We start from the raw sequence: 12879 nt of genomic DNA, 5'->3' as shown, positions 1-12879 counted from the left end.
CGCACACACATCACGCCAGCAGAAGCGAGGCAACAGATGACGACCGTCGATCAGGCTCCCCAGCCGACCGTTGATCAGGCTCCCCAGCCACCCATGCGCCTGCGGGAGCTGGTTTTCGGGGCCGCGTGCGCCGCCGCCGTACGCGCGGCCGCGCGACTGGGTGTCCCCGACGCCCTGGGCGACACTCCCATGAGCGTGGAGGACCTGGCGGCTGCGGTGAAGACCCAGCCGACGACACTGCGCCGGCTGCTGCGCGCACTGTCCAGCCAGGGCGTCTTCACGGAACGCCCGGACGGCACGTTCGCGCACACGGACATGTCCCGGCTCCTGCGCGAGGACGACCCGCACAGCCTGCGCTACATCGCGCTGTGGTGCACCGAGCCGTGGACCTGGAACGTCTGGCCGAAGCTCGACGAGGCGGTGCGCCACGGCCGCAACGTCTTCGAGGACGTGTACGACAGGGAGTTCTTCACCTACCTCAACCAGGACGCCCCCGAGTCGGCGCACGTGTTCAACCGCGCCATGACCACGTCCAGCGCGCAGTCCGCGCGCGACGTCGCCGACCTCCTCGACCTGCGGGGCGTCGCCTCGGTCGCGGACATCGGGGGCGGGCACGGGCATGTCGTGGCCAGCCTGCTGGAGAAGCACCCCGAGATGCACGGCACGCTGCTCGACCTGCCGGGTGTCGTCGAGGACGCCGATCCGCGCCTGCGCGAAGGCGGCTCGCTGGCCTCGCGGGTACGCATCGTCGCCGGTGACTGCCGCAAGGACATCCCGGTCCAGGCCGATGTCTACATCATCAAGAACATCCTGGAGTGGGACGACGACAGCACCCGCAGGGCGCTGGCCAACGTCCGCAAGGCGGCACGGCCCGGTGCCCGCGTCATCGTCATCGAGAACCTCGTGGACGACACCCCGTCGATGAAGTTCACGACGTCCATGGACCTGCTGCTGCTCCTCAACGTCGGCGGCGCGAAGCACACCCGGCTGAGCATGGTCGAGCGGCTGACCGACGCGGGTCTCGTCCTCGGCGAGGTCCGTCCCGTCAACGCGTATCTGCACGCCTTCGAGTGCACCGTCCCCGCCTGACCCCGGCACAAGCTCCGGACACAACCCGAGGCCGCCGGCTCCGCGTCAGACGCGGGACCGGCGGCCTCGGGTTTGTCGTGCCCTCGGTCAGGAGGAATTGTTCCGGTTCCAGTGGTAGAAGCGCTGCGCCATGGCGTCCTTGGGGCTGCGCCAGGTCTGCGGGTCGTACGCGCTGACGTACGCCGACAGCTGCTCGCTGACATCGCGGAACTCGGGGTGCTTGGCCACCTTCGCGATGGCGGGCGACGGGTCCTTCTCGGATTCGATGAGGTGCAGGTACACGTCGCCGAACTGGAACAGGCTGCGGCTGTTGACACCGATCAGGTGCGGGAGCTCCCCTCGGTCGGAGGCCGCGAACACGTCGGAGATCGCCGGCGCCGAACCGGGCGCCATGCGGGCGACGATCAGGGCGTGATGCATCGGGTTTTCCTTCCTGTGCGGGCGATCAGCGGGATACGGCGGCGTTCTGCCGGTCACGGGCGACGCGCTCGATCCGGTCGCGGATGAGGCCCATCTGCGTGACGGAGTTGCGGTTGATGTTGTCCGTCATCCAGGCGTCGTCGACCGGGGCCTCGGGCTTCATCGCGAAGTCCTGCACCCAGTCCATGCGGGTGCCTTCCGGGGTCTCCGTGTAGTCCCACCGGATGTCCATGTGCGCGAAGGGACCGGTCTCGACGCGGCGGGCACGCACGCTCTGCTTGGCGCGGTCCACGGTCCGCTCCGAGACCCAGCTCCAGACCTTCCCGTTGTCGTCCGGGTGCATGGTCAGGCGGAAGGTCGTCTTGTCGCCCTCACGGGAGAGGACTTCGAGGGACGCGTACTCGCTGAAGAGCTGCGGCCAGTTCTCGATGTCGTTGGTGATGTCCCAGACGAGGTCGAGGGGGGCGTCGATGGTGATGCTGTTCTCCGTGTGTCCTGACATGTCAGGCTCCCGCCTTGAGGGTGCTGTTCCTGAGGGTGCTGTTGACGAGGTCGATGAACTCGCGGGGCGTCTTGCAGCGCTCCGAGTCCGGGGGAAGCGACTGGCCGGAGCGGTTCTCGAGCTCGCCCACGATGCCGAGCAGGCCGAGCGAGTCGAGGCCGACGGAGTCGAACGGGGAGTCCGGCGACTGCTGGAGCAGCACGGGGTCCACGGTGACTCCGGCCGCCTTCTTCATCAGGCCGGCCAGTTCTTCGAAGGTCAGTTCTGCGGTGATCATGCGAGTCTTCTCCTTCCCGCCCGGTCCTACCGGGCGGAGTCGCCGCCGCGGCGCAGTACCAGCGCCGCGTTGGAGCCCATGAGTCCCCTGCTGAGGACCAGGGCCGTGCGCAGCTCGGCGGGGCGAGCGCGAGACATCACCAGGTCGAGGTCATGGCAGATGTCGAACACGTTGGGGGTGGGGGGTACGAGGCCGCTCTCCATCGCGAACACCGCGGCCGCGACGTCCAGCACGGGTGCCGCGCAGTAGGCCCGCCCGATACCCGTCTTGGGTGCTGTGACGGGAACGCGGCTGCCGTGCGCGCCCAGGGCGTCGACGATGGCCAGCGCCTCGGCACGGTCCGCCTCCGGGACGCCCATCGCGTCGGCGAACACGACGTCGATCTCCTCGGGGGCACAGTTCGCCTCGTCGAGTGCGCCCTTGATCGCGTGGGCGAGCCCCTCTCGGGACTGCTCCCAGCGGGAGGCGCCGGTGAAGGTGGCCGAGTGGCCGGCCACCACGGCCCGGATGTCCACCCCCCGTTCGCGGGCGCGGGTCCCGTCCTCGACGACGAGCATCGCGCCGCCCTCGGCAGGCGCGAACCCGCGGGCTCCCTTGGTGAAGGGCAGGTAGGCGCGGTCGGGTTCCTCGGCGGTGCTGAGCTCGGGGTAGCCGAGCTGGCAGACCATCGAGTACGGGGCGAGGGGCGCCTCGGCGGATCCGACGACCATGGCGCCGGTTCCGCGGTTCACGTCGCGGGCCGCGTGCGCGATGGCGTCCAGGCCTCCGGCCTCGTCGCTCGCGACCACTCCGCACGGCCCCTTGAAGCCGCTCCAGATGGATATCTGTCCGGTGCTGGCGGCGTAGAACCAGGCGATGGACTGGTAGGGGCCCACGAACTTGGAGCCCTGCCCCCACAGCTTCTGGAGCTCTCGCTGCCCGAACTCACCGCCACCGGATCCGGCCGCCGTGACCACGCCTATGGAGTACGGGTCCGCGGGGTCACCGCGGCCGAGCCCGGCGTCGTCGAGGGCGAGCCCAGCGGCGGCCATCCCGAAGTGGGTGAACCGGTCCGTCTGGACCAGGAACCGCTCCTCGATGAGGTCCGCGGGATCGAAGCCGCGGACCTCACCCCCGACGCGGAGCGGCAGGTCCTGGCATCCCTCATGGGTGATCCGGTCCAGGGCGCCGAGGCCCTCCCGGACAGATTTCCAGTAGGCGTCGGCATGCAGTCCGTTGGGCGCGATCACACCGATTCCGGTGATGGCCGCGCCGCGGGCGCGTTCCGTGCTCATCGTGTCCTCCCACCTGGTTCCGTCAGGAGCACCGCGGACTGGAATCCGCCGAATCCGCTGCCGACGGAGAGCACGTTCCGCAGCTTTCGCGGACGCGCGGTGCGCGGTACGTAGTCGAGGTCGCACTCGGGGTCGGGTGTCTCGTAGTTCGCCGTGGGCGGCACCACCTGGTGCTTCATGGCCAGGACGCAGGCGACCACCTCGATCGCGCCGATCGCGCCCAGGGAGTGCCCCACCATGGATTTGATGGAGCTCATGGGTGTCTCGTACGCGTGGGCCCCCAGGGACACCTTGACGGCGGCCGTCTCGTGGCGGTCGTTCTGTCTGGTGCCCGAACCGTGGGCGTTGACGTAGTCGATCAGCGTGGGGTCGATACGGGCCTGGCCGAGCGCGCTGTCGATCGCCCTCGCCATTTCCAGCCCTTCGCTGGTCAGACCGGTCATGTGGTAGGCGTTGCCGAAGGTGGCGTAGCCGCTGAGTTCGCAGTAGATGTGCGCGCCGCGGGCACGGGCGTGCTCGTAGTCCTCCAGGACGAGCACCGCGGCGCCTTCACCCATCACGAAGCCGTTGCGGTCGGCGTCGAAGGGGCGGGAGGCGTGCGCGGGATCGTCGTTGTTGGGCGACGTCGCCTTGATGGCGTCGAAGCACGCCATCGTGATCGGGGAGATCGGCGAGTCCGACGCCCCTGCGATGCAGATGTCGGCCCGGCCTTCCTCGATGGTCTGGAAGGCGTAACCGACCGCGTCGAGCCCGGAGGTGCAGCCCGTGGACACGGTCTGCACCGGGCCCTGGGCACCGAACTGTTCGGCGACGACCGAGGCGAGTGTGCTCGGCGAGAACGCCATGTGGAGTTTCGGTTCGGCGGCGCGGTGGTCCACGTCCCACCGCTGCCCGCCCGCGCTGACCCGCACGTAGTCCTGCTCCAGGCGGGTGGTGCCGCCGATGGCGCTGCCGAGGGAGACGCCTATGCGCCAGGGGTCCTCGACTCCGGTGTCGAGTCCCGAGTCCGTGACGGCTTCTCCGGCGGCGATGACCGCGAACTGTATGTACCGGTCGGCGTGTTCGACCAGGTCGGGGTCGAGTCCGTGCGCGACCGGGTCCAGGTCGCATTCGGCGGCGATGCGTGAGCGCAGGCCCACCGGGTCGAACAGCGTGATGCCTCGGGTCGCCGTACGGCCGTTGGCCAGAAGGTCCCAGAACGCGCTCGCCCCGATACCACCCGGGGCGACTACACCGACTCCGGTGACAGCCACCCGCCGGGTCACCTTATGGCCCCACTTCGCTCGGACACCTGTCCGTTGTCTGGCGCGGACACGTCCGGGCCACCGGTGATGAACCCGGGGCCGGATTCGGCGCCCTCGGTCACCTCCGTGTCGACGTGGCCGAGGCTGGGACGCGGGGCGAGCGGGCCGAGGTGGAAGACCATACGGGCCTCCACGTCGCCGACGTTGCGGAAGCGGTGGCGCATGTTGATCGGGATCAACAGGCCCTGGTCCGGGCGGAGTTCATGTGTCTCGCCGTCCAGGTCCACCTCGAGGGCGCCGTTGACGACGTAGACGAACTCCTCCGAGTACGGGTGGTAGTGCTCGCCGATGCGCTCGCCGGGCTGGACGATGGCCAGGCCCATGAAGCCGCTGGTGGAGCCGACCGTCGCCGGCGTGAGCATGGCCCGCAGATCACCTCCTCGCCGGCGGTTGGGTTCGGTCTCGCTCAGGTCCACGATGTGTGGATTCTTGGTCATGGTTGATACCTCCGGGTGCGGCGGTGGCGTCCGGGGCCGTGCCCTCGGACACCCCGCAGTTGTCCGTCAGGAACCCGCCGAGCTGCGGTCGGTGATGGGCATCATGTCGGCGTGCGACAGGAGCCGGTTGATGTTGCGCTCCGTCTGCAGCGAGCCCTCGACGCCGATCGCGGCGCCGTCGAGGAGCCGCTCGAGCTCCGCGCTCTTCTTCCCGCCCTTGAGGCCGAGGGAGGCGGCGGGGTCGCTGTCCAGCTCACCCGTGATGTCGATGAGACGCACCACGATGTCGTCGCGCTGGAAGACCGTGCTGCCGTACACCGGGTTGTCCGGGTCGTCCGCCGCGGTCGCGTCCTGCTGCGACAGCAGCCGGGCGAGGTCCATCCCGCAGCCCTTCTTGGCCGGGTAGAACAGGGCGTGACGCCGCAGGTCGGCCGGTACCGGAATGTCGGACACCACGTGGTGGACGGCCGGGAGCGCGGCCCGGGTGAAGAAGACGCGCGCCGAATCGTCGTCGGTCAGGTCCCTGTGCTGTTCGAGGTAGGGGTTGATGGCTTCCTCGACCGCCCGCACCTCGGGCTGACGGGCAACATGGCGCAGCGCGGCGGGGAGGTCGCCCTCCACCTCCACGGCCCGCACCACACGGTTGCCGTGCATGAAGAGCGAAGTGCGGCGCAGGCGCGTGGAATCGTCGACCTGGGCCTGGGGCGACTGATACCCGGCCAGGATCTCCGCGACCTTCGACTCGGAGCCCGGCTTGACGGTGAAGGTAAGTGCATGACGCGCCGCGCCGTCGCCCACCCGGGCCGCCACCGCGTTCGCCGCCGCCGGCGCGGACGTGACCGGGTCGGCGGGGTTGGTCTCCCGGAGGATGCTGTAGCGCATCGAGCGGGTGTCCTTGACGCAGCTGTGCATCGGCCTGACGGTCTCGACGTGCTCCTCGCTGTTCACCCACGCAAGGAAGGGCGGGGCGCTCTCCCACTCGCTGGTGATGAGCCACTGCGAGGGGTTCTCGATCGACTGGCAGAGCTGGTCACTGAGGTGACCGGGCACGGAAGCGACCTGATTGCGCATGTGCTCGTACGCGTCCAGGAACTGCTGCTGGGCTCCCTCGTACAGATCGAGCAGAAGAATCACTCGCAGCCTGGAACCGTCGAAAGCCGACTGCGATATGCGTCCTGAGATCGGGGTCATACGGGACACCTCTCCTCTTCGTCACAGAAGATCAGGAACGACCACCGCGTCCGAAATGCCGGGGTCGCCATGAGCCGATCGTTGATCGCGCCCTCGGGGGGCGCGAACCGCGGGCGCCGTATGGGTGACCAAGGCACCCATCCGGGTGCGCCAGAGGGCGAAGCGACACGGTGCGGCATGGACTGGTTCCCCACCCCCGACTCACCCGCGGCTGCAGCTGGAGGCAATCAATGAACCGATCGGAAGAGGACCACGAGGGCGTTCAGCACGTGCCGGTGCTCGTGGTCGGTGGCTCCCTGGTGGGCCTGTCGACCTCGCTGTTCCTGGGGCGTCTCGGCGTCCCGCACATGCTCGTCGAGCGCCACTCGGGCACGTCGATCCATCCCCGTGGGCGTGGCAACAACGTGCGCACGATGGAGTTGTTCCGGGTGGCCGGGATCCAGCAGCGCATCGAGGACGCCGCGTCGGTCCTGGCCGACAACCACGGCATCCTGCAGGCGCCGACCCTGGTGGGCGACGCCGGCGAGTGGCTGTTCAAGGAGATCGACCCCGGTGGCGGGCTCGCCCGCTTCAGCCCCGGCGGATGGTGTCTGTGCAGCCAGAACGACCTCGAGCCGGTACTCCTGGAGAGCGCGCGCGAGCTGGGCGGGGATCTGCGGTTCCACACGGAACTGATGTCTTTCGAGCAGGACGACCAGGGTGTGACCGCGCAGCTCAAGAGCCGCGACACGGGCGAGCACACCACCGTCCGGGCGGACTACCTCGTCGCGGCGGACGGCCCGCGCAGCCCGATCCGTGAGCGGCTGTCCATCGGGCAGAGCGGTCCGGGCGATCTGTTCCACAACGTGAGCGTCACGTTCACCTCGCGCGGCCTCGCGGAAGTCGTCGGCGACCGGCGCTTCATCGTGTGCTACCTCACGAACCCGGAGGCCGACGGCGCGCTCCTGCCGGTCGACAACCGTGAGCACTGGGTGTTCCACGCTCCCTGGCACCCCGAACACGGGGAAACGCTCGAGGAGTTCACCGACGAACGCTGCGCGGAACACATCCGGCGGGCCACCGGAGTCCCGGACCTCGATGTGCAGATCACCGGCCGGGCCGCCTGGCACGCCGCCGAGAGGGTCGCCGAACGGTACTCGGACGGCCGGGTGTTCCTCGCCGGCGACTCGGCCCACGAGATGTCCCCCACCGGAGCGTTCGGCTCCAACACCGGCATCCAGGACGCGCACAACCTCGCCTGGAAGCTGGCCGCCGTGGTGGGCGGCTGGGCAGGGCCCGGTCTGCTGGATTCGTACGACCTGGAACGCCGGCCGGTCGCGGAGGCGACGAGCGCCCGCGCGTCGTCGCGATCGGTCGAGCACAGCCACCCGGGATACACCCCTGGCCCGGAAGCCGGGGGCCCTGGAGCCGGAGGCCCGGGAACTGGGCGCCCTGGCGGGCCGGGAGCCGGCGGACCCGGTGGACCGGGCGGACCGGGAGCCGGCGGACCGGGCGGACCCGGCGGCAAGAAGGGCGGAATCCTCAACGTGGCGCTGGGCTACCGCTATACGCGCGGCGCGGTCCTCGGCGCCGACCGTGCGACACCGGTCGTACCCGAGGGGCTGCGGTTGACGGGCGAGCCCGGGAGCCGCGCGCCCCACATGTGGCTGGACCGTGCCGGCACCCGGATCTCCACCCTCGACCTGTACGAGCGGTCGCTGGTGCTCCTGAGTTCAGGGAACGGCGACGGTGCCTGGCACGACGCGGCGACGGCCATCGCCAAGCGGCTGTCCGTGCCGCTCGACTCGTACCGGATCGGCAGTGGGCCCGACGCCGAGGTGTCCCCCGCGGGCGATGTGGACTGGGCGGAGGTCCACGGCATCACTCCGGGCGGTGCGGTTCTTGTCCGCCCTGACGGGTTCGTCGCGTGGCGGTCCGAAGGCCCGTCGCAGGCTCCCGCGAAGGAGCTGCGGGACGCCCTCGCGGTGGTCCTGGACCGAGACTGACAACTACGGCCGACCTCGGACGAGATGGACTACACCGGGCTACCGGTGTAGTCCATCTCGTCTCGGTCGTACTCCCCCGCGCAGGCCCGCGAAGGACGAGTTCCCGGTGATCGTGTCTTGGCGGGTTCGTCGCCCGGCCGCGCGAAAGGGCGTCGCAAGCTCCTGGGAAGGAGCTGCGACGCCCTTTCGCGGTGGTCCTGGACCGGAACCGACAACTACGGCCGACCTCAGACGAGATGGGCGAAGACCACCAGGTTGTCGGTGTAGTCCTTCTTCTTGTGGTCGTACGCCCCGGCACAGGTGATCAGCCGGACCTGGGCCTGAGGCGTGTCCCCGTACACGCGCTCGTTGGGGAAGTTGTTCTTCGCGAACGTCTCGACGCTGTCGACCACGAAGGAAGCCGTGGTCGCGTCGTCCCTCTTGACCGTGAAACGGTCCCCCTTCTTCAGGGCGCTGAGGCCGGCGAACACCGCGGCGGACGTCTTCGTGTCGACATGCCCGGCGATGATCGAGGTACCCGTCTCGCCCGGGGACGGGCCGTCGGCCTGCCATCCGACCAGGTTCGTGTCAGCGGCGGGCGGGGGCTGGAGCTGGCCCGTCGGACCGATGGCGAGGCTGGTGAAGGGGGCGTCCACGCCGATCTTCGGGATGCTCAGCCGCGTCGGCGTGGCCCGCGGAAGATGCTTCCCGACAGGCACCACGGGCGCTGCCGGCGGCGCGACCTGCGAGGGTGGCGCCGCCTTTGACGGCGGCGCGACCTGCGAGGGCGGCGCGACCTCTGCCGGCGGCGCGACCTCCGAGGGTGGCGCAACCTCCGAGGGCAGCGCTTGCGCCACCGCGGGGCGCGATGCGCCGGAGGAGTCGGAGGTGTCGGACGACTCGCCATGACCGCTGAGCAGATTCACCGCCATGAGGACGATGCCGACGGACCACACGACCCACGCGCCGAGGCGGAAGAGGCGCCCGGGCGGCACGGACTCGGTCTGTTTGGGAGAAGGCAACCGGGATGCCATCTGACACCACCTCACTGGAGCGAGCAGATCGGGAAAAGGACAGGAAGATCGGGTTCAGTGCAAAAAAGTTAGGTACCGGCGCAAGCGGTTCGGAACCGCGTAAATGATTCGGGAACGTCAACGCGTATGTGCACATGCGCACATACGCCCATGGGCCGACGGCTTCGAAGAGGAACAGAGCGGCAGGGAAGCCCGGCCGGGAAGCCAGCCGGGCCGCCGCGACGTGTGAACGCGGCGGCCCCGGCCGCTATGACGGGCATCGGTCAGGAAGCACGGTTGGACGCGCTCTTACGGCGCATCGCGTACGCACCGGCCGCGGCGACCGCCAGGACCGCCATGCCGCCTGCCGTGATACCCGGCGTGCTCCAGTCGTCACCGTTCACCGTGGAGAGCGCACCGCCGCCGGCGTGCACGCCGCCACGGGCCTTGTCGTGGCCGCCGGAGCCGTAGGAGTCACCCCTGCCGTAGCCGCCCTTGCCGTAGCCGCCCTCGTCGTCCTTGCCGTAACCGCCCTTGTCTCCCTTGCCGTAGCCGCCCTTGTCGCCCCTGCCGGAGCCGTGCTCGTCCGAGTTGCCGTAGCCACCCTTGTCACCGCGGCCGGAGCCGCCCTCGTCCTTGCTCCAGTCGTCACCGTTCACCATGGCGAGCGCGCCACCGCCGGCGTGCACGCCACCACGGGCCTTGTCGTGGCCGCCGGAGCCGTAGGAGTCGCCCTTGCCGTAGCCGCCACGGTCGCCGCCGCGGTCACCGCCACGGTCGCCGCCCCTGCCGTAACCGCCCTCGTCGTCCTTGCCGTAACCGCCCTTGTCGCCCCTGCCGGAGCCGTGCTCGTCCGAGTTGCCGTAGCCACCCTTGTCACCCCGGCCGGAGCCGCCCTCGTCCTTGCTCCAGTCGTCGCCCTTCACCATGGCGAGCGCGCCACCGCCGGTGTGCATGCCACCACGGGGCTTGTTGTGGCCGGAGCCGTAGGAGTCACGCTCGGAGTCACCCTTGCCGTAGCCACCGTGGTCACCGCCACGGTCACCGCCGTAGCCGCCGCGGTCACCGCCACGGTCACCGCCGTAGCCGCCACGGTCACCACCGCGGTCGCCACCGCGGTCACCACCACGGTCACCACCGCGGTCACCACCGCGGTCTCCGCCCTGGCCGTGGTCTCCGCCCTGGCCGTGGTCTCCGCCCTGGCCGTGGTCTCCGCCCTGGCCGTGGTCCGAGCTGTAAGAGGAGTCGTCGTCGTTGTTCCAGTCGCCGGCGGCGAGGGCATACGCGCCGGGAGCAGCGATCGCGATTGCGGCCGTAGCCGTCGCGGTAGCGAGGAGCATGCGGGCTGAACGCATCGTCGAAGTCCTTCCGCCGCAGCCAGGCCGCTAACACTTCGTCAGCTCGAATTACCCGGCCCCGACCTGATCACCGTCAGCCAGATACGAGTCGCGCACCACTCGAGCGGCCCGCCCGGCGGAGAGACACGCCGTCACTCAATCGGCCTCCAACCGCCCGGCTCATGGACGGGCCACAGATCCTGACCAGGCATTTCGCCATAGGCCTCACGTCACTTCCGCCCCCGCAAACCGCCGCGGGCACAACCCGATCGGCCCCGACACGTGTGCGCGCACCCAGCCCCTCGAATGCACCGGCCGGGCGCACCCGAATCGCTGACGCAGGGTCGGATCCGCGCCCGTCTGATCCCTGACGACGGGTCTGATCCGCCAGGCCCGCATTCCTGACGCCGGGTCCGATCCGTCCTCCCCGGTCGCTGACGGTCAGTCTGATCCACCTGGCCCAGTGCTACGGGGGTCCGTGGCGGTGGCGCTGTCGCGACACGCCGACCCGCGCTGAGCTCGGCGCTGTTCACCGTCTCCTCATGGTGGCCCCCCGCATAGCACCGCCCAAAACTATGGTGCCCCACCACATGTGCCGTTGACCTGCGCCTTTCTACCTTGTGCCGACACGTACCCGTCCCCGCCCAACGCCTGGAAGTGGTCCACATGGCCTCCGCAGCAACCGCTCCCCCACCGCCCGCGAGCCTCAGGCGGATCGTCGCCGCGAGCCTCATCGGCACCACGATCGAGTGGTACGACTTCTTCCTCTACGGCTCAGCCGCCGCACTTGTCTTCAACAAGCTCTTCTTCCCCAACTCCGACCCGCTCGTCGGCACGCTCCTCTCGTTCCTGACGTACGCGGTCGGATTCGCGGCCCGGCCGATCGGCGCGCTCGTCTTCGGTCACTACGGCGACCGACTCGGCCGCAAGAAGCTGCTGGTCCTGAGCCTGCTCATGATGGGCGGGGCGACGTTCGCGATCGGCCTCCTGCCGACCTACGGCACGGTCGGCGTGGCCGCTCCGGTGCTCCTCACCGTGCTCCGCCTCGTCCAGGGCTTCGCGCTGGGCGGCGAGTGGGGCGGCGCCGTGCTCCTCGTCTCCGAGCACGGGGACGCCGAGCGCCGCGGCTTCTGGGCGTCCTGGCCGCAGACCGGCGCGCCCGCGGGGCAACTGCTCGCCACCGGCGTGCTCTCCCTGCTGACCGCGCTCATCTCCGACTCCTCCTTCACCTCGTGGGGGTGGCGCATCCCGTTCCTGCTGTCCGGCGTACTCGTCATGGTCGGACTGTGGATACGTCTCTCTGTCGATGAATCACCTGTCTTCAAGGAGGCGCTGGCCCGGGCCGAGGCGCGCAAGGCCGCGCAGGGCGGCGCGAGCGAGAAGACGCCGCTCGTCGCCGTACTGCGCCACCACTGGCGCGACGTCCTCGTCGCCATCGGCGCCCGCATGGCCGAGAACATCAGCTACTACGTCATCACGGCCTTCATCCTCGTGTACGCCACCACGTCGGCCGGCGTCTCCAAGCAGACCGCGCTGAACGCCGTACTCATCGCGTCCGCCGTGCACTTCGCGGTCATCCCGGCCTGGGGCGCGCTCTCCGACCGGATCGGCCGCAGGCCCGTGTACCTGCTCGGGGCCGCGGGCGTGGGCCTGTGGATGTTCCCGTTCTTCTCGCTCATCGACACCGGCAGCTTCGGGAACCTGATCCTCGCCGTGACCGTGGGCCTCGTGCTGCACGGTGCGATGTACGCGCCGCAGGCGGCCTTCTTCTCCGAGATGTTCGCGACGCGGATGCGCTACTCGGGCGCCTCCATCGGCGCGCAGTTCGCCTCGGTCGCCGCCGGAGCGCCCGCGCCGCTCATCGCCACGGCGCTCCTCTCGGACTACGGCACCTCCACCCCGATCGCCCTGTACGTGATCGCCGCCGCCGTCCTGACGCTCATCGCCGTGGGCGTCGCGAAGGAGACCCGGCACCGCGACCTGGCCCATGTCGAGGAGGACAGCGCCGTAGGCGAGAAGTCGGCCGCGGCCCGCTCGGCGGACGCCCGCACCGCCTGAGCCGGCGCCCCTC

Annotated in this window: 12 protein-coding genes; 3 read left to right on the top strand and 9 right to left on the bottom strand. The window is 69.9% G+C overall.

The window, feature by feature from the left end; genetic code table 11:
* Positions 1 to 36: 36 nt before the first annotated feature.
* Complete coding sequence (locus tag ACIPWY_RS18480) at positions 37 to 1089, top strand: methyltransferase (RefSeq protein ID WP_362907553.1); 1053 nt, start codon at positions 37 to 39, stop codon at positions 1087 to 1089.
* Positions 1090 to 1176: 87 nt separating this feature from the next.
* Here ACIPWY_RS18480 and ACIPWY_RS18475 read toward each other — a convergent pair whose 3' ends face one another.
* From ACIPWY_RS18475 to ACIPWY_RS18445, 7 genes are all read right to left on the bottom strand, one after another.
* The gene (locus ACIPWY_RS18475; RefSeq protein WP_362907555.1) at positions 1177 to 1509 is read right to left on the bottom strand and encodes a TcmI family type II polyketide cyclase; all 333 of its coding nucleotides are present in this window, start codon (positions 1507 to 1509) and stop codon (positions 1177 to 1179) included.
* Positions 1510 to 1534: 25 nt separating this feature from the next.
* Positions 1535 to 2011 (bottom strand): SRPBCC family protein, encoded by a 477-nt coding sequence (locus tag ACIPWY_RS18470; protein WP_362907557.1) that lies wholly within the window; start codon positions 2009 to 2011, stop codon positions 1535 to 1537.
* 1 nt (position 2012) lies between these two features.
* The gene (locus tag ACIPWY_RS18465; protein WP_362907559.1) at positions 2013 to 2288 is read right to left on the bottom strand and encodes an acyl carrier protein; all 276 of its coding nucleotides are present in this window, start codon (positions 2286 to 2288) and stop codon (positions 2013 to 2015) included.
* 26 nt (positions 2289 to 2314) lie between these two features.
* Positions 2315 to 3562: a ketosynthase chain-length factor gene (locus ACIPWY_RS18460; protein WP_362907561.1), complete on the bottom strand. Its 1248-nt coding sequence runs from the start codon at positions 3560 to 3562 to the stop codon at positions 2315 to 2317.
* Positions 3559 to 4827, bottom strand: coding sequence for a beta-ketoacyl-[acyl-carrier-protein] synthase family protein (locus ACIPWY_RS18455; RefSeq protein ID WP_362907563.1), 1269 nt, complete (start codon positions 4825 to 4827; stop codon positions 3559 to 3561). Before ACIPWY_RS18455 ends, ACIPWY_RS18460 begins: the two co-directional genes overlap by 4 nt.
* Positions 4824 to 5303: a cupin domain-containing protein gene (locus ACIPWY_RS18450; RefSeq protein ID WP_362907565.1), complete on the bottom strand. Its 480-nt coding sequence runs from the start codon at positions 5301 to 5303 to the stop codon at positions 4824 to 4826. Before ACIPWY_RS18450 ends, ACIPWY_RS18455 begins: the two co-directional genes overlap by 4 nt.
* Positions 5304 to 5369: 66 nt before the next feature.
* On the bottom strand, positions 5370 to 6494 hold the full coding sequence (locus tag ACIPWY_RS18445; RefSeq protein WP_362907567.1) for a SchA/CurD-like domain-containing protein: 1125 nt from the start codon (positions 6492 to 6494) through the stop codon (positions 5370 to 5372).
* Between the two features lie 230 nt (positions 6495 to 6724).
* Here ACIPWY_RS18445 and ACIPWY_RS18440 point away from each other — a divergent pair, with 230 nt between their 5' ends.
* Positions 6725 to 8479 carry an FAD-dependent monooxygenase gene (locus tag ACIPWY_RS18440; RefSeq protein WP_362907569.1) on the top strand — a complete coding sequence of 585 codons (1755 nt, stop codon included), beginning with the start codon at positions 6725 to 6727 and terminating at the stop codon, positions 8477 to 8479.
* A gap of 227 nt (positions 8480 to 8706) precedes the next feature.
* Here the strand turns inward: ACIPWY_RS18440 and ACIPWY_RS18435 are convergent, their stop codons facing one another.
* Positions 8707 to 9492 (bottom strand): class F sortase, encoded by a 786-nt coding sequence (locus tag ACIPWY_RS18435; RefSeq protein WP_401533918.1) that lies wholly within the window; start codon positions 9490 to 9492, stop codon positions 8707 to 8709.
* Positions 9493 to 9755: 263 nt separating this feature from the next.
* The gene (locus ACIPWY_RS18430) at positions 9756 to 10826 is read right to left on the bottom strand and encodes a hypothetical protein (protein WP_401533916.1); all 1071 of its coding nucleotides are present in this window, start codon (positions 10824 to 10826) and stop codon (positions 9756 to 9758) included.
* A gap of 648 nt (positions 10827 to 11474) precedes the next feature.
* Between ACIPWY_RS18430 and ACIPWY_RS18425 the strand changes: the two genes are divergently transcribed.
* Positions 11475 to 12866, top strand: a complete 1392-nt coding sequence (locus ACIPWY_RS18425) for an MFS transporter (protein WP_401533914.1) — start codon at positions 11475 to 11477, stop codon at positions 12864 to 12866.
* The last annotated feature ends 13 nt before the right edge of the window (positions 12867 to 12879 follow it).

Origin of the sequence: Streptomyces sp. NPDC090032, assembly GCF_044748025.1 — a bacterium.
Lineage (GTDB): Bacteria > Actinomycetota > Actinomycetes > Streptomycetales > Streptomycetaceae > Streptomyces.
This window is presented reverse-complemented; position numbering and strand designations above follow the sequence as displayed.